Consider the following 19156-nt stretch of genomic DNA (forward strand, 5'->3'; position numbering starts at 1 on the left):
TCATTCACTCCTTTATCACGGCATCGATATAGATTTCTGGATTGACGAGCGGCTCAATCGCTTGCGTGATATACGGATGGATGGCTTCTGCCCCAAATCCGTATGCGACCGCGATGATGAGCAACAAGAAGACCGGTACAATCAAACGCTTCGTATACGGTACGAGCGGTCCATCATACTCGCGCTTCGCCTCGCCCCAGAACCCGTTCAAGAAAATCTTCATGACCGAATAGAGGACGAAGAGACTCGACAAGAGGACGAGAAGTGGTCCGAACAGCTCGCCTTCGTCCATCCCACCTGAGACGATCAACAATTTCCCGAAGAATCCACTGAGTGGTGGAATCCCAGCGAGCGAGAGCGCTGCGACGAAGAACGTCCATCCGAACAACGGGAAGCGAGTGATGAGTCCACCCATATCACGGAGTTGACCGGATTTGGTGATTCCGATCATCATCCCGACGAGCATGAAGAGAACGGCCTTGATGATCATATCGTGAATCAAGTAGTAGAGCGACCCTTCAAGGGACGTCTGCGTGTTGACCGAAATCCCGTATAAGATGACCCCGACTGCGATCATGATGTTGTAGATGATGATCAACTTCACGTCGTTATAGGCGATGGCCCCTGTCATCCCGATGAAGATGGTGAGGACAGCGAGCAACATGAGGAACGTCTGTAAAAACTCACCGTTCCCATCAAAGAGTAGCGTGTACGTCCGCAAGATCGAGTACACCCCGACTTTCGTCAAGAGAGCCCCGAACATGGCGAGAATCGGGGTCGGTGCGACCACGTACGCTCCAGGGAGCCAGTAGTGAAGTGGGACGAGTGCCCCTTTCATCCCGAAGACGATGACGAATAGCACACCGATGACGGTGATGACGTCCGGGTTATCGACAAGCGGGATCTTCATCGCCAAGTCCGCTATGTTGAGTGTACCTGTGACACCGTAAAGCAAGGCGACTGACATGACGAAGAGCGCCGAGGCGATGATGTTCACGAGCAAGTATTTGATTGACTCACGTAACTGGACGCCACGTCCACCGAGTACAATCAATACGTATGAGGACATCAAGAAGACCTCAAAGAAGACGAACAAGTTGAAGATATCACCTGTCGTGAAGGCACCGTTCACCCCGACGAGCAAGAAGAGCATCGAGATGTACAAGTAGTTTCCTTCATATGAGTCAGAGAAATAATGGACGGCGAACCACACGATGAAGAGCGTGAGGAGAGTCGACGTCGTCACGAGTAGGGCTGACAACATATCCGATACGAGCGTGATGCCGAACGGTGCTTGCCAGTTCCCGAGGTTGAGGGTTTGAATCCCCTCCGTGGAGACCGTATGCACGAGAAAGAGTGACACGATCGCCGTAATAACTAAAGCTCCAAGAGCCATTGCGCGCTGCAGCTGGACCCGTTTTGGCATAAACATCATAAGGATGGCCGCAAGCGCAGGAATGACGATTGGAAAGACCGGTAAGTTAATCATACGATTCTGTTCCTTTCATTTCTTCCATATTGTCCGTGCTGAGCTCCTGATACGTGCGGTAGGCAAGTACGAGGAAGAACGCCGTCACCCCGAAACTGATGACGATTGCCGTCAAGACGAGCGCTTGCGGTAACGGGTCTGTGAATTCCGTCACACCGTCGACGAGAACAGGGGCAGCCCCTGTCTTCAAACCTGCCGTCGTCAAGACGAGAAGGTGTGCCGCGTGACTGAACAAGGCAGTGCCGATGATGATGCGTAACAAACTTCTTGAGAGAACAAGATAGACGGCACACATCGTCAGGACACCGATGATGATGCTAACGAAGATTTCCATTATTCACTCTCTCCAATCGTTTGTATAATCGTCAACGTGATTCCGATGACTACAAGGTAAACCCCTAAGTCGAACGCAATCGCCGTGTGAAGGGTCTGTTCACCGAGAAGTGGTAAGTCAAACTTCCCGTATGCGTGCGTCAAGAACGGACGACCCAAGAAAACCGAGTGAAGACCTGTCGCAAGGGCAATCAGTAATCCGGTCGCCGTCATGAGACGGTAGTCAATCGGGAGCACGTTCGCGAGCGTTTTCGAATCAAATGCGAGCAACAGTAAGACGAGTGCCGCGGATGTCATCAATCCACCGATGAATCCTCCACCTGGTGAATAGTGACCGGCAAAGAACAAGTCGATGGAGAAGATGACAATGATGAAGAAAATGATAATCGCGGCCGTCTGCAAAATGACGTCATTGACGCGTCTGCTGTTTTGCTTCATGTTCACCTTCTCCTTTCGTACGTCGTGTTGTTCTAAATTTAATCATCGTGTAAATCCCGAAAGCCGCAATCCCGAGAACCACGATTTCAAACAAGGTATCAAATCCACGGAAGTCGACGAGAACGACGTTAACCATGTTTTTACCTGCTGCAAGCTCATACACGTTCTCTTTGTAATACTCTGAGATCGAAGTGAGCGATTTGTTTGTGAGCGCCATGAAGCTGAGAAGCGTCACGGTCGTCCCGACGAGAACAGCCACGATGGCATTCCCGACTTTGAAACGCATCCGTACTTCCTTCTTGCTGATGTCCGGCATGTGATAGAAGACGAGCAAAAACAATGCGACCGAGACCGTCTCGATGACGAGCTGCGTGAGCGCCAAGTCCGGTGCACCGAAGAAGACGAAGAACAGTGCCACGCCGTATCCAACGACCCCAAGTAGGATAATGGACGGGAGACGCGACTTCATGAAGAGAATCGCGAGCGCCGCTAGCATGACGACAGCTCCGAGCACATATTCATAAGGTGCAATCTCAGCCAGGTTCTCAAACGAGAAGCGGTACATGTCGAACCACCAGATGCTGAAGAGCATCATACCTGAAAGGAAGACGAAAATATAGATCAAGTACGACCGGATGAAACCAGTCATGTAGTTGTCTTTAAAGCGATATGCCGCCTTGTTCGACCATACGAGCGTACCGTCGTACATCCCGTTGAGCGTCAAACGATGTGGGATGCGGTTGTAGATGCCCATCCATTTACCCATTTGCCAGAACAGTAATGAACCGAGAAGGATCACCCCGATTGTCATATATAGTTCAGGCGTCAAACCGTGCCAGAAGTAAATATCTACTTTAACATCTTGCCCTTGCGCGACGAGTGTCGGATAGATCGACTCGACGGCTGGCTTGATGAGCGAGTTCGACAACACGTTTGGGAAGAACCCGAGACCGACAACGAGAATCGCGAGGATGACCGGCGAAATTAACATGCCAATCGGTGCCTCATGCGGTTGTTTCGGCAATTGATCGAACTTCGCCTTGCCCATGAACGTCCGCGTGAACAGCATGATGCTGTAGATGAACGTGAACACACTTCCGACGAAGGCGATGATCGGGAGTAGAATCCCAATCGTATCGAGCGCGAAGAAGTCGGCCGAGAAGACTTTCGTCGTCGCCTTCAAGAACATCTCTTTACTCAAGAATCCGTTAAATGGCGGAAGACCAGCCATCGATAACGAACCGATGACGGCGACCGTGAATGAAATCGGCATGACGGTCATCAGACCACCGAGTTTACGAATGTCACGTGTGCCCGTCTCGTGGTCGACAATCCCGACCATCATGAAGAGCGAGCCTTTGAACGTCGCGTGGTTGATCAAATGGAAGATCGCCGCAATCGTCGCGACCATAAAGATGTTGTCATCCATGCCGTCATAGTGGAGCGCCGCCGCTCCGAGTCCAAGGAGTGACATGATCAACCCGAGCTGACTGACGGTCGAGAACGCTAGGATTCCCTTCAGGTCGGTCTGCTTCACGGCATTGAATGAACCCCAGAACATCGTGAACATCCCGACTCCGGCAATCGTCCATAGCCAGACGGATGATTCTTGGAACACCGGGCTCATGCGGGCCACAAGGTAGAGACCCGCCTTGACCATCGTTGCTGAGTGGAGGTACGCACTGACCGGAGTCGGTGCTTCCATCGCGTCAGGCAACCAGATGTGGAACGGGAACTGCGCTGACTTCGTGAACGCCCCGAGCAAGATGAGAATCATCGCGACGAGGAAGAATGGACTCTCGGCGATGACGCCCGAGTTCGCGACCATATCGCGAATGCTGTACGAGCCGACCATCGATTCGAGTAAGACGATCCCCCCGAGCATCGACAATCCGCCGAACACGGTGAGAAGCATCGACTTCTGCGCTCCATAGCGGGAACGTTCTTTCTCATACCAATATCCAATCAACAGGAATGATGAAATCGATGTGAGCTCCCAGAACATATACATGACAATCATGTTATCCGAGAGAACGACCCCGAGCATCGCACTCATGAACATCAAGAGATACACGTAAAAATGCCCGAGCGACTCTTTGTCCTTATTCAAATAGTAAATCGAATAAAGGACGACCAGTGCGCCGATTCCCGTGATGAGAAGGGCGAACAAGAGACTGAGTCCATCGACGTATGCCGTGAAGTTAATCCCGAGGGATGGCATCCACGCAATCGTCTCTGTCACGACGTCCCCTGCACTCGTGATCGGAATGAATCCGGCGAAGTAGGTGACGAGCACGACCGGAACGATCAAGACGAACCAGCCTGTATGAATTTGTTTCATCCCCCGGAACAAAAGCGGGATGAATGGTGCCGCAAGAAGCGGCAACAAAATAGCTAAATGTAACAGCGACAAGAAAATTCCTCCTTCGAACAGAGTCGTACAATAGATTGAGCCGTAAAGTAAGGTCACTTGACTCCATCATGTCTTCCTCATGAGTATAGCGTAAATTTTCAGTCTGTTTCCATGATAAAAGCTTCCAGTTCAAGCGCTCCCCCGTCAAAATTCCGAATCTGTTAAATATGAAGGAAGCCGACGGAATTTCTTCAAAAAAAATTTGAAATCAGACGTTATGTATCGGAATATGACCGGATTGAGGGTGCGTGGAATAACTCATCCTATTCCCTACTTGCCTGTCCTTTTCCTTCTTTTCTACTCAGTAAAACAAAAAAGCAGCCGATCTCAATCGGCTGCTACGCAATTATTGTGCTGTCGCGATAAACTCTTTCAATGCTTCTTTTGGTTGGAAGCCCATTGTTTTCGAAACAGGCTCACCATCTTTGAACATCATGAGTGTCGGGATACTTTGGATTTGGAAAGCACCTGCGACTTCAGGGTTTTCGTCGACATCGAGTTTCACGATTTGGACTTGGTCACCCATTTCTTGATCGAGTTCTTCAAGAACTGGCGCAATCATGCGACATGGTCCACACCAAGTTGCCCAGAAATCTACGAGGACGACGCCCTCTTTTACATCTTGTTCAAACGATTGAGTCGTTGCATGTTTAATAGCCATTTGTAAAAACCTCCCCAATAAGATGAGAGAGTCCTGATAGAGAACTCTCATGCAATTCATGTTCAGAGTATACCACGGAGGGTAACAACCCCAAAACGTTTTGCTTATTAGCTATTGACGAGGTGCTTACGGAACTCTTCCGTCAACATCGGGACGACATCGAACAAGTCGCCGACGATACCATAGTCTGCCACGCTGAAGATGTTTGCTTCTGGGTCCTTGTTGATGGCGACGATGACTTTCGCGTTACTCATCCCAGCCAAGTGTTGAATCGCTCCCGAAATCCCACATGCGATGTAGAGGTCCGGTGTGACAACTTTACCCGTCTGTCCGATTTGAAGGGCGTAATCGCAGTAGTCGGCGTCACATGCTCCACGTGAAGCACCGACCGCGCCTCCGAGAAGCTCTGCCAACTCTTCAAGTGGTTTGAACCCGTCTTCGCTCTTGACGCCACGTCCACCTGCGACGATAACTTTCGCTTCCGCCAAATCCACTTTCCCAGTCGCTTTTCGCACGACTTCTTTGACAATCATCGCGAGGTCTTTCAATTCGACGGCTGGCGTTTCAACAGAGACGCTCGCGCCTGCTTGACGTGCGAGTGCATCGATGTTGTTTGGACGGATTGTGAAGAACATGACCGAATCTTTGAACTTCACTTTTTCGAACGCTTTCCCTGAGTAGATTGGACGCACGAACTCTGCATCATGTCCAGTTCCTTCGATGGAGACAACGTCACTGATGAGTCCGGCATCGAGACGTGCCGCAAGTTTAGGTGCGATGTCTTTTCCAAGAGCCGTGTGCCCGAGAACGATCATTTCCGGATTTTCTTGCTCGATCAACTGGCGGAGCACTTGACCGTAGCCGTCAGGCGTATAATGCTTGAGGCGATCATCTTCGACGACGAGGACGCGGCTTGCACCATACTCCCCGAGTTCTTGTGCGAGTGATTGCACGTGATCCCCAATCACGACTGCCGTCACATCGTCTGTCAATTGCTTCGCCGCAGCGATGGCTTCGAATGATACGTTACGTAACGCGCCTTCACGCGCTTCTGCGAGTACTAAAGCTTTCATCTATGATCTCCCCCTTAAATGACTTTCGCTTCCGTGCGAAGAAGTTGTACGAGTTCGCTCACTTGTGTCGACATATCGCCTTCAAGGATGCGACCGGCTTTCTTCTCTTCTGGCAAGAATCGTTCAATCGTCTCGATTTTCGCTTCGATTTCATCTTCATCGAGATCGATGTCCATGAGTTCGAGTTCTTCGAGCGGTTTCTTCTTCGCCTTCATGATTCCTGGCAAGCTCGGGTAACGTGGCTCGTTCAACCCTTGTTGTGCCGTCACGAGAAGTGGGAGTGCGACTTCGATCACTTCCGTATCCCCTTCGACGTCACGTGTGACCGTAGCCGTTGTACCATCGATTTCAAGACCCGTGATCGTCGTCACGTAGTTCATGTCGAGAAGTTCTGCGACACGTGGTGCGACTTGTCCGCTACCGCCATCGATTGCCACGTTTCCTGCGAAGATGAGGTCTGCGTCCTGTTCTTTCAAGTATGTGGCGAGCACTTTTGAAATCGTGACATGGTCCGCATCCTCGACATCGTCCTCGATTGAGATGCGAACGGCTTTGTCCGCACCCATTGCGAGCGCTGTACGTAATTCTTTATCCGCATCTTCTGGTCCTACCGTGACGACCGTGACCTCTCCCCCGAGTGCGTCACGTTTTTGAATCGCTTCTTCGACCGCATATTCGTCATACGGGTTGATGATGAACTCAGCGCCGTCTTCTTGAATTTCCCCATTCTCGAGCTGAATCGCTTCCTCAGTATCAAACGTACGTTTCAGCAAAACAAAAATATTCATGGTTGATCCCCCTTTAGTCAATTCTTTCCATCATTCATGAATCAGCATTCATTTTTTGAGCTAGTGATAGGGCTCACTGTTACGTAAGCCCTTTTTTCAACATATGGTGCACATTTGGAAGCGTCGACAACAGATCATACTTGAAGCCGCTCGCCATCCAACTCGTCACAACCTCATCGATTGTGCCGAAAATCATTTGACGGGCGAGTCGATAGTCTAAATCCTTGTCAAACTCTCCTGTCTCGATTCCATGTTTGACGACAGAATCGATTAAGTTCAAATACGGTTTGAGCACTTCTCCGATTTTTTGGCGAAGTACCAAGTTCGACTGCCGCAGTTCGATTTGTGTCACGACGGCGAGGTCGTAATCTGCCGACAGTTGCTTTAAATGTGATTCAATCAACTGATACAACTTACTCCCAGCTGACGTCTCGCTCTCGATTTGTTGTTTCGAGTAGTCGATGAACAGCCCCATCTTCGCTTGGAACAATTCGATTAAGAGATGCTCCTTGTTTTTGAAGTACAAATAGATCGTGCCGTCCGCGACACCCGCCTCTTTGGCGATGGCTGTCACCTTTGCACCGTGATAGCCATGATTGGCAATTACTTTGACCGCCGCATCAATGATTCGGTCACTTTTCGAAATATGATTTGTCATTAACCCCAAGCTCCTTACCGTTGCAGAAAAATGAATGATGGTTCATTCATTTATTATTCTATCATGCGTACGCTTGGTGTCAACTGCTTTGTTTCACTTGTTTGGCCTTCTCTTCGTCGACGAGGACACGGCGTAAAATCTTACCGACGAACGTCTTCGGCAACTCGTCGCGGAACTCATACAACTTCGGCACTTTATAGGCCGCAAGCTTCTCACGACAATGTTTGTCGAGTTCTTCTTCCTTCACACTCGAGCCATCGCGAAGGACGATGAACGCTTTGACCGTCTCACCCCGATATGGATCTGGGACACCGATACAGACCGCTTCCTTCACGGCCGGATGTTCGTAGAGGACTTCTTCGATTTCACGCGGATAGACATTAAAGCCACCTGCGATGATCATGTCCTTCTTCCGGTCGACAATATAGAAGAACCCGTCCTCGCCCATGTAGCCGAGGTCACCGGTTGCGAGCCACCCATCTTTCAAGACGGCTGCCGTTTCCTCCGGTTTCTGCCAGTAGCCTTTCATGACTTGTGGACCGCTCAGCATGATCTCCCCGATTTCACCGATGTCCGCCTCTGTTTCTCCGTCTGCTTTTACTATTTTAGCAGAAGTATCCGATAACGGGGCACCGATTGAGCCAACAATCCGTTTATCCCACAAGAAGTTCGCATGCGTGACCGGCGACGTCTCAGACAGACCGTACCCTTCGACAATGCGACCACCCGTGATCTTCTCAAATTCCTCTTGCACTTCGATCGGAAGTGGTGCCGAACCCGAGATACACGCCTCAATCGAAGACAAATCATACTTCTTCAGTTTCGGGTCGTTCAAGATTCCGACATACATCGTTGGTGCGCCCGGGAAGAAGTGTGGCTTTTTCTTCTGAATCGTCTTTAAGACATCCGTCACTTCGAAACGTGGCACGAGGACAAGCTCATAGCCGTTCGTGACCCCAAAGTTCAGACAGCAAGACATCCCATAGACGTGGAAGAACGGCACGACACACAATACGCGTTTCTCGTCCCCGCGATTGTACTTATAGAATAAGTTCGTGATTTGATCGGCGTTCGCCGTCAAGTTGAAGTGGGTCAACATGACACCTTTCGGAAGTCCCGTTGTCCCCCCTGTATATTGAAGAACGGCGACATCTTCTTTAGGTTCGATGTCGAGTGGCGTGATAGGGTTAAAGTCTTTATAATTTTTGAACGGCGTCGATCCGGTCGTATCGATGACGATATTGTTCTCACGTTTCACTTTGATTGGATACAGTTTGTTTTTCGGGAATGGTAAGTAATCAGCGATACTCGTCGTGATCACGGTTTGAATCTCTGTCTTCTCACTGACGCGAAGCGTTTTCGGATATAACAGGTCGAGGGTGATGACGATTTTGACACCTGCGTCCGTGACGAGGTTTTCTAGCTCACGTTCCGTATAGAGTGGGTTCGTCTGGACGACCGTCCCTCCTGCATAGAGTACGGCATAGAACGAGATGACGTATTGAGGACAGTTTGGAAGCATGAGGCTGACGCGGTCGCCTTTTTCAAGCCCTTTCGCTTGAAGCATCGTTCCGAGTCGACGTGCGGCATCATCGATTTCCGCGAATGTCCACTCCTTTCCGATAAAGGAGACGGCCGTACGATTTGGATAATCCTTTGCTGCGCGAGACAACGCCTCATAGAGCGGCTTTACCTCATAATCGATTGACTGGGGCATTCCTTCTGGATAATCTTGTAACCACGGTTTGTTCATCGCTGTTCCTCCTTGGAAATGAATACTCATTCAGTTAACCCTATTATAATGCTAAGAAAACGCTTTCATCTACCCTTTACCCGATAATTTTCAGAAAATATCAAAAAAAGCGATTGGATTTGTCATCCAATCGCTGTCATACCCGCCTAAAATAGGAATCTTTCGAATCCAGTTTTTCAAGCTTCTGATTCATGAGTTGTTGCAATTCTTTTTCATGACGAATATTTGAGAAGTCAGTCCCGAACCATGCCTCCATTTCAGGTCGAGAGAAGGCATAGGTCCGGTTCGGGAAAGCAAAACGGACGATTTCGGCGTTCGGGATGAGGGTGAAATAGGCAGCCGCATTCCGAATCGCCAGATGTTCTTGTTCCGCTCGTTCCATACCCGGGTCTTCGTAACGGACGGTCAACCCATAAGGACGCTTCTTCGTCTGCAGTTCGACCGATCGATAGCATTCATGTAGCGGCAAACTTCCGGCAATGCCGACGACGGCTGCATTGTCCCCGACTTTCGCCCCTTTGTATTCAAAGGCGTCCGGTTCCGGGTTCATACATCCTGCCAGTGAAATGACGAGTACGAGCAACAGACAGAAGCGTTTCATAGGTGTCCCTCCTTACGATTTGAGTCTTAAGTTGAAGCGGTAAAGCAAACGTTTAGCGAGTAAGTGTGCTAAGAACGCTCCGATCACAAAGCCTACGATGTACAACATACTGTTCGCTTGATACGTGAATGTCGTGAACACAATTCCTGTGAACATCGCGATACATCCAACGATGATAATGTGGACGAGCCATAACCAGTTGTTGAACATGAAGAAACGACCGTTGTTTTCTTGCGGTGCACGATTGTACATCCAAGCTCCTAACCATAATGACAAGACGATAAAGACGATAGACGATGGAATGCTAATCGTGACGAACTCTTGCCAATACTGATCGGATCGAATGTATTCATATAAAGATAAATTCATCAAGTTACCGAGTGGTGAGATGGCTTGAATAAATACACTTTCATAAGCTGAATCGATTAACCAACCCAACGCATCACCTCGACCAGTCAGCGAGTAAGCTGATCCTTGAATCAATGCGAGAATTCCTAACGGGAAAATCAAGGCGACAAACGACCACACTGATTGAGAAATCGATTCCCCACCGAACGATCCCATCCATAAAGCCAACGAGAATAACGAGATCCCAATCAAGGCGATATACAGGACGATCACGATCGATTTAAATACGGTCCCTTCTAATAAGAAGGAATAACGGGAAGTGGCGACCAATGCAAACATCGCGATACTTCCTAATAGCGTGGACATGATAATCCCACTTGCCCCCAACACCCATTTTGATATGTACAGCTGGGTGCGGGTGAAGGGGAGCGACATCGAAAAGTCCGACATTTGACTGTTTCGTTCGGCACCAATGAGCGACGTGGCCATGAGCGCACTAAACACGACGAATAAGAATACAACTGGTCCTACCGGAATGACATCACCTATGTCACCAAGATAGAAAGCTAAACTCGAATCAGGGTCGAAGAAGGACTCAACCGTCAGGCGATCTCGTTCTTCAAACGGGATCCCGTAATCTACAGAATTCGCTCGTGCATCTTTAATCTGCTCATCAAACTGTTCGAATTGTGTCCAAGCCGGCACAGTGAAGGCGACGACGCCTAAGAAGACGAGCAGCATCCAAAGCAACGACACTTGTTTCCAATCTTTCTTTAACAATACTTTAGACAACATGGGCTTCTCCTCCTAACTGGACACGGAAGACGTCTTCAAGAGACATCGGAATCTCTTCGATGAGCATCGGATTATATGAATCGATGAACGTTTCGAGCTCTTCCGTCCGTTCTTTCGCCATGAACAGCACGACACGTCCCGTCACGCTGATGATTTCGATATCTTTTCGTTCGAGCAGTTCGACCGGGACATGGTCGTTGAAGACGACTTGCCACTTGATGCTGAGGGCACGTGCCTCTTCGAGTGACAAGATCGCTTTGACACGTCCATTCTCAATCATGATGATGCGGTCAGCGATGCGTTCGAGTTCATGGAGTTGGTGACTTGAGACGATGATCGAGCAGTTCCGATTCTCGACTTGGGCAATCATCAGTTTTAACACATCGGATTTGGCGACGACATCAAGTCCGTCCGTCGGTTCGTCGAGCAGGTAGTACTTCGCTTGGACGGCGAAGGCGAGTGATAACGTCACGAGTGCCTTTTGTCCTTTAGAAAGCTGGCGGATCTTTTTGTTGTCGATGTTGTATCGTGTCAATGTCTCACGGAAGACGGTACGGTTGAAGGATGGATAAATCGATTCATACAGGTCCGTCGCCTCGTTCACCGTATAATTTTTGAGCGCATCGGCTGAATCCGGTACGAAGATGACGTCACGCTTCAATCCCGCATCTTTAAAAATACTTTTCGAACCATAGAGCACGTCGCCCATATCTGGGCGAATGATGCCGACCATCGTGCGGAGAAGCGTTGTCTTACCGGCACCGTTACGTCCGACGAGCGCAATGATTTCTCCAGATTCGACCGTAAAGTCGATGCCATCGAGTATCGTTTGACGGTCAATTTTTTTACTTAACTGTTCAACTTTCAGCATTGGATTTCCCTACTTTCTCATATTCCGTTCGCAATACGTCAATGGCTTCGTCTAACGGCACGTTCGCATAGTGGCAATCGATCGCAATCTTTTTGATCGAGGCGATGACCGGCTCACGTGCCGCATCATCGTCCACCCAGTCCTCGGAGACGAACGTCCCACGTCCACGTCGCATCTCGAGCAGCCCGAGCCGTTCCAACTCCTGATACGCCTTACTGACCGTATTCGGATTGATGACGAGATCGGTGGCGAGTTCACGCACGGACATCACCTTATCTCCTGGTCGTAAAATTCCACGGATAACAAGTTCTTTCGTTTGATTGACGATTTGCTCGTATAGCGGTTCTGAACTTTTCATATCGATTTTGTATAACATGGGTCACACCCTCTCATAATCAATGTTACTCTTTAAGTGTATTATATGTATTAGTACACGCAATTACAATAGTTCTTTGAGGGCACTTTTAGTTTACAGCGAAATGGAAATGATTTGAATAAGACTTTGGACCGAGGTATTCTCCTTCAATATCAGGTAGATTGAACGAGAGGTGACGAAATGATTAAAAAACGATTACTGGCAGGTATGGCCGGTGGGTTTCTTGCTGGCGGCCTCTTCGTATATTCGACGCTTGAAAAGTCAGAGGCACGGGAGACTTATACCGCGTATGTGAAGGAAACGTACAACGAACAAGCCGATATCGAACTGTCTCGCGACTGGCATATGGGCGGTTATATCGGGGAAATGACATTGACGAAAGAACCATTCGTTGGAACTTACTATCTTGAAACGTATGGTGACGGCTCCATCCACGATAACGTGCTCGAGACGTATTGGGAACGCGAGGCAGAGCGGACGATTCACGAGCGACTCGTGTCGCAAGGAATCATAAAAGAAGAAGAGACCGTCCGTGCGGAAGTACCGACCAGAGTGTCCGATGATGCGCAAGCAAAAGTCAGCCCGACCCCGACGTCCATCTATGAAACGAATCCGAAGACGTATCTCGACGTCTCGATCATGTTTCATGAAGACTGGAACAATACGGACGAACAGAAACAACGGATTCTCGACGTCATGCGCGTAGTGGAATCCGATGTCTATTGGATTCACTTCTCGTTCGACGGAAAGCCTGGAGGAAATGACGATTACACAGAACGGTACATGATGTTCACGCGCAAAGCGTCTGACATCGACCCGTCCTTCCTCGACGTGCGGACGATTGAGGACTTGAATGCCTACGACCGAATGTATGGATTCGACGAGACGACATTCACGACAGAATATCGATTTGATGGCACCCCTATCGAAGAGGAGACGACACAATAATCCGGTGTCGTCTTTTTTGAGCGTTTGACTTTACAGGCAATCCAAAACGTTGTATCGTTTGACAAGTCAACGATTGATAAGTCAATTGAGAAAGGTGGGACGCAATGGACCTACGTGAAATCAGCCGATTACTTTACCAAATCAAGTTGGCGGAACAAAACGTCGCATCGTCGTTCGAACGGGAGACAGGATTCAGCCTGACCCGCTACGAGATGCTGCAAGTCGTCAAAGAACGAGGCGTTTGTTCGCAACGCGTGATTAAAGAAGAAATGAAAATCGACAATGCCGCCATCACCCGACATTTGAAAATCCTTGAAGAGAAAGGATATGTCGTCAGAGAGCGGAACGCGGAGAACCATCGCGAGATGTTCGTCCGTGTGACAGAGAAAGCAGAGCAAGACCTCGGGCACTGCGAGCGAGACGAACGGGCCAACCATCTCGTCTTACAAGCCTTGTCCGCTGAAGAGATTCAACACTTATCCGGGCTGCTTCAAAAATTGAACAGTCACGCCTAAACAGAGAAAGAAGGAATTCACCAATGGCAACTACATTCGAAAACAATACATTTACAGACGTCATGTTCGGTCGTAAATCAATCCGTGTCTATGACGAGAACGTGAAAATCTCACAAGAAGAAATGCTCGAGATGATTCAAGAAGCAACGACTGCCCCATCATCGGTCAACATGCAACCATGGCGCTTCGTCGTCATCGAGAGCCCAGAAGCGAAAGAGACGCTCAAACCACTCATCCGTTTCAACACACGTCAAAACGATTCGTCTGCAGCGATGCTCCTCATCTTCGGAGACATGGAGTGCTACGAGTACGGCGAACAAATCTACGATCAAGCGGTCGCAGAAGGCAAAATGCCACAAGAAGTGCGTGATCAACAGCTCGGCGCAATCATCCCTTACTACAAAAACCTCTCGAAACAAGAGATGAACGACATCGTGAAGATCGATGCGAGTCTCGCTGCGATGCAATTCATGCTCACAGCACGTGCACACGGCTATGACACGAACCCAATCGGTGGTTTCGAGAAAGACCAACTCGCAGAAGCGTTCGGTCTCGACAAAGACCGTTATGTACCAGTCATGATCTTGTCTGTTGGGAAAGCGGCAGAAGAAGGTTACCAATCTGTACGTCTTGACGCTCAAACGGTCACATCGTTCAAATAATTCACCACACAATCGGAGGAATCAACCATGATCTTAGTCAACGCCACATTCGATATCCAAGCATCACAACGCGAGAACTTCTTGCGTGACATCCAAGTCTTGATCGACTCATCAAAACAAGAAGCGGGCTGCGTCGGATATGACCTATACGAGTCAACGTCTGTCGAGAACCGTTTCGTCATGATCGAGAACTGGGAAGACCAAGCCGCTCTCGAGCAGCACAACCAAAACCCGGTCCTCATCAACTTCGCACAAAACGTGGCGAACTACGTGTCTGCAAAACCAGTCGTACAAGTAGCAGCGGTCAACTAATATGTCGACGCTCACCCTTGTGCTCGGAACGCTTGTCGCCATCGAATTCTTCTATATCTTCTATTTAGAGACGATTGCGACGGCATCCTCGTCGACGTCACGCGTCTTCCGTATGTCGAAAGACGAGCTAACGAGAGACTCGGTGTCGGTTTTGTTCAAAAATCAAGGCGTCTATAACGGATTGATCGGAGTCGGGCTCTTGTACGGACTCTATCTTTCCCCCAACCCGGTCGAGATTGTCACCATGATGCTGACCTATATCATTCTCGTTGCCCTATATGGCAGTATCACGAGTGACAAGAAGATTATTCTGACACAAGGTGGGCTTGCCATCTTGACGTTGATCTCGATGGTGATCTTATGACAGAAAAAGCGTCCGACCTGAGAAATGGTCGGACGCTTTTTTATTGAGTGTCATCGTTCCAGTACAATGGAAAGATTCTTGATAACAACAGTTTCGACAGGTATTTCTTCAAGAAAAGGTAGATAGCCATCATTAGTAGACATCCGTTCCTTGTATGACTGGAAAAGTATTAAGTAATTCTTAAACTATCGCTCGTTTGAATCAAGTCTTCAAAAGTCTCGTCATTGATTTCAATGACATTGCATTCGATAAAGAAATGATCTTTGTTGTTCACTTGAAAATATAAGTTAGTCTTTGATGTTATTTCTTCAATCGCTGTTAATTCAGAATCTAAGCTCTTAATTTTTATGTGTGCAAATCCATTTGGGTGATAACCAATCTCGCTGACGAAAGAACTATCATCTTTCTCACGGTTGTTAAGTCTATACGTTTCATAAGGATCTTCATTATAAACGACTTCTTCTTGATAAACATAGTATGAAAGAACCTCTTTGAAAGAAACTCGTGTTTTTAATATAGATTGCTGTTTTACACTTTCTACCAAGAGTGTAATCGTCTCATTGAAGTAATCGATATCTAACTTTGCAATTTCCCAACCGTTGACCAAGAATTCTAAAGACTCATTCATTTTGATTTCGTTCTCATTCATTTTCCCTTACCTCATTCACTTTTTAAATTTTTTTATAAGCGAAATAATGGTTGATGGAGATGACTCTTGCAATGTAATGTGAGTTTCAGAAGCGTTATTCGAAAAGTTACCGGCTCGGTTTAACGCCTTGTTACCGACAGACATTCTCCAATATGCTTCTTTACGCCCACCGGATCCAGCTTCCATTAATCGAATAACAATTTCTTGCTTCTTATTTGGTATCGTAATTACCTTACCTTTACCATTTTTAGCATCTTTAACTACTCCACCATACGCTTTTGTAATTTGTGAAACTCCTAAATCAATCATAGCCTGCATAGCGACTTTTTTACCGTAATGCTTAATCACGTATTGCAGACCAGCTCTAAGAATAAGCGGGATTAGAGCCGGAAGTACAGATGCAGAAGCTTCAATCGTATTTACAGAAAATGTTTCACCACTATTTAAGCTCCTGATTTCCCCCTCGAAGTTCTCCCCTTCGATCCTATTGATTTCTACAGTATAAACTTCTTTAATACTATTTTCAGTATCATTTGAAGAGATAGTAGCCTTAATCTCTAAATCCTCTTCATTAAAAATAATATTCGATTCAATACTTTGATTATCGATTTCAATATTCGAATTTACTAGGACATCTTGAGAACCTGACGTTAATAATTTCATGTCCAAATTTTCATCATTCAACCCTAACTCTTCTTGAACATCAATATCTTCTGTAGAAGACGGATTACTCTGGATTTCTTGAACTTTTTCTTCGATTATATTTATCTCTGATTTTTTTGAATCTGATGCCGAAACGTTGGAACCACTGATTACTGAACTAAATATTAATGTAATTACAATTAATTTTGTTATTAAACTTCTCATAATATATCCCCCTGTTTTCTAAAATCGAATAACCCTAATAAATAATCGTACTGATTTGTTTGACAAAATAAGAAAAGAAAATAGCAGTGACTATTTCCAATAAAATTACTCCCTCCCCCATCTTTATTCAATGTATTTATCTTACAAATCATATAATCATTCTGAACTATACTAGCTTTTCAAAAAAGAAACTATCGGTTCCTCATTGGTTTTTTTAATGTAAACTAATAGTGGCATTGTTGTCGTATCAGTCTTTTAAGGGGTGTAAAGAGTTATGAACTGTAAATTGAAAAAGAGATTAAAACAGTTACGATTAGAAAATAAATATTCACAACAGCAAATTGCTGACAAACTTAACATCACCAGGCAAGCAGTATCCAAATGGGAAAATGGTAAATCTATACCAGATATTGAAAATTTGAAATTACTTTGTGAAATCTATAACGTTTCTTTAGACAATATTCTTGAAAATTCAGTTCTTACTGAAGAGAAAATAAACGTCCGAAAAAATAGTGTTCGATCTGAGATGAGACACTGTGCATTGGTTTTGACCATTGTCGCAAGTTACTTTCTTGCGCCTTTCGGATTTATCACGTTGGCAGCAGTACTTTTTTTTATGAAAAGAACAGACGAACATCGTTTATTACTTACGTTTTTATCCTTAATGGCTTTAATTAAAAATATCCACTCTACTTATTATATCTAGTGTTTAAAATAACTATCTTCTCTTACTTTTTCATGAATCTCATCGTACGAACTGATAGTTGGTAAAACACGTTATCAAATTGTGTAGTAGCCTTGGTATATTCAGATTCTTTAAATTAAGAATGAAACAAACAATTATCAAAAAAATATAAAGAAGTAATTTAAGAAAAGAAAGACTCAATATAAACTTTAAAATAGCGTTTTTTTATTCAGTATTAAGTTTTACTCAGAAAGGAAAATCAATATGATCAAACTAAAAATATGCACTCTAGCAGTAGTAGTTTTGATTTCAACAATCGTAACAGGGAGTGATCGTTCAACGAATATCAAGCAAGGAATGGAGTGTGAACAAAATTGGACGCATTGTGCTCTTTCGTTAACAAAAAACAAATTATCATCCTCTAAACAACCAATTAAGATTGCGATAATGGATACAGGAATCAATAGTGATATTACTCAATTACATAAGTACGTTATCAAACAGTATAATACGCTAGATAGTTCTTCGAATACTTCAGCTATACATCCTCACGGAACTATGATTGCAAGTATCATCGCCGCTACCTCTTTTGAAAATTCAAAGATTGGAATCAACGAGAATATACATTTGTATGATGTTCAAACCTTAGATGACCAAGCAAACGGAGAACTTGATAATACAGTTAGAGGAATTGATTGGGCTATAAAACAAAACGTAGATATCATTAACATGAGCTACGGTTTTTCCCATCATGATAAAACTTTAGAGAATGCTATTAAGAGGGCCCACGATGCCGGAATCATAATCTTAGCAGCTGCTGGTAATACACTCGGTTTATCGACAGATTACCCCGCCCGCTATAAAGAAGTACTATCTATTTCTGCTATTGATAAAAATAAATCAATCTATGCATATGCCGCTAAAGGAAAAGTCGATTTTGTAGCACCAGGAGTGGAAGTGCCTGTTCTAAACCTAGACGGTAAAATCGAATCTCAATCAGGAACATCTTTTTCAACCGCATATGCCACTGCTGTTGTTTCCTTATTACTCAACAATGAAGAAAGAAAAAACTTAATAGCAAAATTAGAGCAAAACTCTATAAATTTAGGTCCAATTAATCAGTATGGAAATGGATTGATTCAATACATCGAAAATTAAAAACACTTTATAGTGCGTTTAAAAATATTAAAATGATTATTATCTAACTTGCATTTAATCAGAGTATCGTGACTTATTATTTTTTTAAATGCTATTCAACAGAAAATCATCACCTCAAACAATGAATGGTTCTCTGTTTTACTTTTTACAGTGGATTCAGTACTAATTTGTATAGAAAATCGAAATGTTCTTTCGTCTTGTACAAATAAAATATTTTTTCATAGTAAACGAGATTTCTTTACAACTTTAATTTGTTTGCGCAAGTCACAATTTCACCTATAAATTGAATAAAATATAGTTCTTTGAAGTAGATTATGACTGCTTAGTCAAGCTCATCTATAAGATTATTTAAAATCCACACTCTAATTACAATTCATTCAACTAAAGTAATGAGCGACT

The 19156-nt window shown here is 45.8% G+C and carries 22 protein-coding genes; 7 read left to right on the forward strand and 15 right to left on the reverse strand.

The genetic code is table 11. The annotated features are described in order from the left end of the window. Positions 1-4 precede the first annotated feature (4 nt). The 13 genes from KOG47_RS09465 to KOG47_RS09525 all read right to left on the reverse strand — a co-directional run bounded on the left by KOG47_RS09465 (position 5) and on the right by KOG47_RS09525 (position 12597). Positions 5-1489 (reverse strand): Na+/H+ antiporter subunit D, encoded by a 1485-nt coding sequence (locus KOG47_RS09465; protein ID WP_215244124.1) that lies wholly within the window; start codon positions 1487-1489, stop codon positions 5-7. Next, entirely contained in the window at positions 1482-1823 is a 342-nt protein-coding gene (locus tag KOG47_RS09470) for a Na(+)/H(+) antiporter subunit C (RefSeq protein ID WP_015881093.1), read from the reverse strand. The genes KOG47_RS09465 and KOG47_RS09470 overlap by 8 nt, the downstream gene beginning before the upstream one ends. Then, complete coding sequence (locus KOG47_RS09475) at positions 1823-2260, reverse strand: Na(+)/H(+) antiporter subunit B (protein ID WP_015881092.1); 438 nt, start codon at positions 2258-2260, stop codon at positions 1823-1825. Before KOG47_RS09475 ends, KOG47_RS09470 begins: the two co-directional genes overlap by 1 nt. Continuing rightward, positions 2232-4673, reverse strand: coding sequence for a Na+/H+ antiporter subunit A (locus KOG47_RS09480; protein ID WP_078146522.1), 2442 nt, complete (start codon positions 4671-4673; stop codon positions 2232-2234). Before KOG47_RS09480 ends, KOG47_RS09475 begins: the two co-directional genes overlap by 29 nt. A 346-nt stretch (positions 4674-5019) precedes the next feature. Next, the gene (gene trxA / locus KOG47_RS09485) at positions 5020-5334 is read right to left on the reverse strand and encodes a thioredoxin (protein WP_015881090.1); all 315 of its coding nucleotides are present in this window, start codon (positions 5332-5334) and stop codon (positions 5020-5022) included. A gap of 107 nt (positions 5335-5441) precedes the next feature. Further along, the gene (locus KOG47_RS09490; RefSeq protein ID WP_074037552.1) at positions 5442-6407 is read right to left on the reverse strand and encodes an electron transfer flavoprotein subunit alpha/FixB family protein; all 966 of its coding nucleotides are present in this window, start codon (positions 6405-6407) and stop codon (positions 5442-5444) included. Between the two features lie 14 nt (positions 6408-6421). Then, the gene (locus KOG47_RS09495; protein WP_015881088.1) at positions 6422-7195 is read right to left on the reverse strand and encodes an electron transfer flavoprotein subunit beta/FixA family protein; all 774 of its coding nucleotides are present in this window, start codon (positions 7193-7195) and stop codon (positions 6422-6424) included. A gap of 79 nt (positions 7196-7274) precedes the next feature. Beyond that, complete coding sequence (locus tag KOG47_RS09500) at positions 7275-7853, reverse strand: fatty acid metabolism transcriptional regulator FadR (protein WP_074037553.1); 579 nt, start codon at positions 7851-7853, stop codon at positions 7275-7277. A 79-nt stretch (positions 7854-7932) separates the two neighbouring features. Beyond that, complete coding sequence (locus tag KOG47_RS09505; RefSeq protein ID WP_214782543.1) at positions 7933-9606, reverse strand: AMP-binding protein; 1674 nt, start codon at positions 9604-9606, stop codon at positions 7933-7935. Positions 9607-9742: 136 nt separating this feature from the next. Next, a complete protein-coding gene (locus tag KOG47_RS09510; protein WP_015881085.1) occupies positions 9743-10207 on the reverse strand; it encodes a DUF4825 domain-containing protein in 465 nt (154 codons plus the stop codon). Positions 10208-10219: 12 nt separating this feature from the next. Continuing rightward, entirely contained in the window at positions 10220-11350 is a 1131-nt protein-coding gene (locus tag KOG47_RS09515; RefSeq protein ID WP_074037557.1) for an ABC transporter permease subunit, read from the reverse strand. Further along, entirely contained in the window at positions 11340-12221 is an 882-nt protein-coding gene (locus KOG47_RS09520) for an ABC transporter ATP-binding protein (protein WP_074037559.1), read from the reverse strand. The genes KOG47_RS09515 and KOG47_RS09520 overlap by 11 nt, the downstream gene beginning before the upstream one ends. Beyond that, entirely contained in the window at positions 12208-12597 is a 390-nt protein-coding gene (locus KOG47_RS09525; RefSeq protein WP_074037561.1) for a GntR family transcriptional regulator, read from the reverse strand. The genes KOG47_RS09520 and KOG47_RS09525 overlap by 14 nt, the downstream gene beginning before the upstream one ends. A gap of 180 nt (positions 12598-12777) precedes the next feature. On the opposite strand from KOG47_RS09525, the gene KOG47_RS09530 reads away from it, so the two are divergent. The 5 genes from KOG47_RS09530 to KOG47_RS09550 all read left to right on the forward strand — a co-directional run bounded on the left by KOG47_RS09530 (position 12778) and on the right by KOG47_RS09550 (position 15398). After that, positions 12778-13545 carry a hypothetical protein gene (locus tag KOG47_RS09530; RefSeq protein ID WP_215244125.1) on the forward strand — a complete coding sequence of 256 codons (768 nt, stop codon included), beginning with the start codon at positions 12778-12780 and terminating at the stop codon, positions 13543-13545. A gap of 104 nt (positions 13546-13649) precedes the next feature. Continuing rightward, positions 13650-14060, forward strand: a complete 411-nt coding sequence (locus KOG47_RS09535) for a MarR family winged helix-turn-helix transcriptional regulator (protein ID WP_159561951.1) — start codon at positions 13650-13652, stop codon at positions 14058-14060. Between the two features lie 23 nt (positions 14061-14083). Further along, complete coding sequence (locus KOG47_RS09540) at positions 14084-14722, forward strand: nitroreductase family protein (protein ID WP_159561950.1); 639 nt, start codon at positions 14084-14086, stop codon at positions 14720-14722. A 27-nt stretch (positions 14723-14749) separates the two neighbouring features. Further along, positions 14750-15034, forward strand: a complete 285-nt coding sequence (locus KOG47_RS09545; protein WP_026826548.1) for a putative quinol monooxygenase — start codon at positions 14750-14752, stop codon at positions 15032-15034. Between the two features lies 1 nt (position 15035). Continuing rightward, on the forward strand, positions 15036-15398 hold the full coding sequence (locus tag KOG47_RS09550) for a DUF1304 domain-containing protein (RefSeq protein ID WP_214691164.1): 363 nt from the start codon (positions 15036-15038) through the stop codon (positions 15396-15398). Positions 15399-15567: 169 nt separating this feature from the next. Here KOG47_RS09550 and KOG47_RS09555 read toward each other — a convergent pair whose 3' ends face one another. Further along, positions 15568-16047, reverse strand: coding sequence for a YxiG family protein (locus KOG47_RS09555; RefSeq protein ID WP_074037569.1), 480 nt, complete (start codon positions 16045-16047; stop codon positions 15568-15570). Between the two features lie 15 nt (positions 16048-16062). Continuing rightward, a complete protein-coding gene (locus KOG47_RS09560) occupies positions 16063-16914 on the reverse strand; it encodes an SAR2788 family putative toxin (RefSeq protein ID WP_074037570.1) in 852 nt (283 codons plus the stop codon). Between the two features lie 274 nt (positions 16915-17188). On the opposite strand from KOG47_RS09560, the gene KOG47_RS09565 reads away from it, so the two are divergent. Beyond that, positions 17189-17620 carry a helix-turn-helix transcriptional regulator gene (locus tag KOG47_RS09565; protein WP_074037572.1) on the forward strand — a complete coding sequence of 144 codons (432 nt, stop codon included), beginning with the start codon at positions 17189-17191 and terminating at the stop codon, positions 17618-17620. 243 nt (positions 17621-17863) lie between these two features. Continuing rightward, complete coding sequence (locus KOG47_RS09570) at positions 17864-18757, forward strand: S8 family peptidase (RefSeq protein WP_215244126.1); 894 nt, start codon at positions 17864-17866, stop codon at positions 18755-18757. The last annotated feature ends 399 nt before the right edge of the window (positions 18758-19156 follow it).

This window comes from Exiguobacterium sp. s121, from assembly GCF_018617245.1.
In the GTDB taxonomy this organism is placed as follows: Bacteria; Bacillota; Bacilli; order Exiguobacteriales; family Exiguobacteriaceae; genus Exiguobacterium; species Exiguobacterium profundum.

Excerpts from the sequence above, each read along its gene's own strand:
- KOG47_RS09540 (WP_159561950.1), top strand. The coding sequence starts at position 14,084 with ATGGCAACTACATTCGAAAACAATACATTTACAGACGTCATGTTCGGT.
- KOG47_RS09475 (WP_015881092.1), bottom strand. The coding sequence starts at position 2,260 with ATGAAGCAAAACAGCAGACGCGTCAATGACGTCATTTTGCAGACGGCC.
- KOG47_RS09565 (WP_074037572.1), top strand. The coding sequence starts at position 17,189 with ATGAACTGTAAATTGAAAAAGAGATTAAAACAGTTACGATTAGAAAAT.
- KOG47_RS09495 (WP_015881088.1), bottom strand. The coding sequence starts at position 7,195 with ATGAATATTTTTGTTTTGCTGAAACGTACGTTTGATACTGAGGAAGCG.
- KOG47_RS09555 (WP_074037569.1), bottom strand. The coding sequence starts at position 16,047 with ATGAATGAGAACGAAATCAAAATGAATGAGTCTTTAGAATTCTTGGTC.
- KOG47_RS09570 (WP_215244126.1), top strand. The coding sequence starts at position 17,864 with ATGATCAAACTAAAAATATGCACTCTAGCAGTAGTAGTTTTGATTTCA.
- KOG47_RS09470 (WP_015881093.1), bottom strand. The coding sequence starts at position 1,823 with ATGGAAATCTTCGTTAGCATCATCATCGGTGTCCTGACGATGTGTGCC.
- trxA (WP_015881090.1), bottom strand. The coding sequence starts at position 5,334 with ATGGCTATTAAACATGCAACGACTCAATCGTTTGAACAAGATGTAAAA.
- KOG47_RS09530 (WP_215244125.1), top strand. The coding sequence starts at position 12,778 with ATGATTAAAAAACGATTACTGGCAGGTATGGCCGGTGGGTTTCTTGCT.
- KOG47_RS09515 (WP_074037557.1), bottom strand. The coding sequence starts at position 11,350 with ATGTTGTCTAAAGTATTGTTAAAGAAAGATTGGAAACAAGTGTCGTTG.
- KOG47_RS09525 (WP_074037561.1), bottom strand. The coding sequence starts at position 12,597 with ATGTTATACAAAATCGATATGAAAAGTTCAGAACCGCTATACGAGCAA.
- KOG47_RS09560 (WP_074037570.1), bottom strand. The coding sequence starts at position 16,914 with ATGAGAAGTTTAATAACAAAATTAATTGTAATTACATTAATATTTAGT.
- KOG47_RS09545 (WP_026826548.1), top strand. The coding sequence starts at position 14,750 with ATGATCTTAGTCAACGCCACATTCGATATCCAAGCATCACAACGCGAG.
- KOG47_RS09505 (WP_214782543.1), bottom strand. The coding sequence starts at position 9,606 with ATGAACAAACCGTGGTTACAAGATTATCCAGAAGGAATGCCCCAGTCA.
- KOG47_RS09550 (WP_214691164.1), top strand. The coding sequence starts at position 15,036 with ATGTCGACGCTCACCCTTGTGCTCGGAACGCTTGTCGCCATCGAATTC.
- KOG47_RS09500 (WP_074037553.1), bottom strand. The coding sequence starts at position 7,853 with ATGACAAATCATATTTCGAAAAGTGACCGAATCATTGATGCGGCGGTC.
- KOG47_RS09535 (WP_159561951.1), top strand. The coding sequence starts at position 13,650 with ATGGACCTACGTGAAATCAGCCGATTACTTTACCAAATCAAGTTGGCG.
- KOG47_RS09510 (WP_015881085.1), bottom strand. The coding sequence starts at position 10,207 with ATGAAACGCTTCTGTCTGTTGCTCGTACTCGTCATTTCACTGGCAGGA.
- KOG47_RS09490 (WP_074037552.1), bottom strand. The coding sequence starts at position 6,407 with ATGAAAGCTTTAGTACTCGCAGAAGCGCGTGAAGGCGCGTTACGTAAC.
- KOG47_RS09520 (WP_074037559.1), bottom strand. The coding sequence starts at position 12,221 with ATGCTGAAAGTTGAACAGTTAAGTAAAAAAATTGACCGTCAAACGATA.
- KOG47_RS09465 (WP_215244124.1), bottom strand. The coding sequence starts at position 1,489 with ATGATTAACTTACCGGTCTTTCCAATCGTCATTCCTGCGCTTGCGGCC.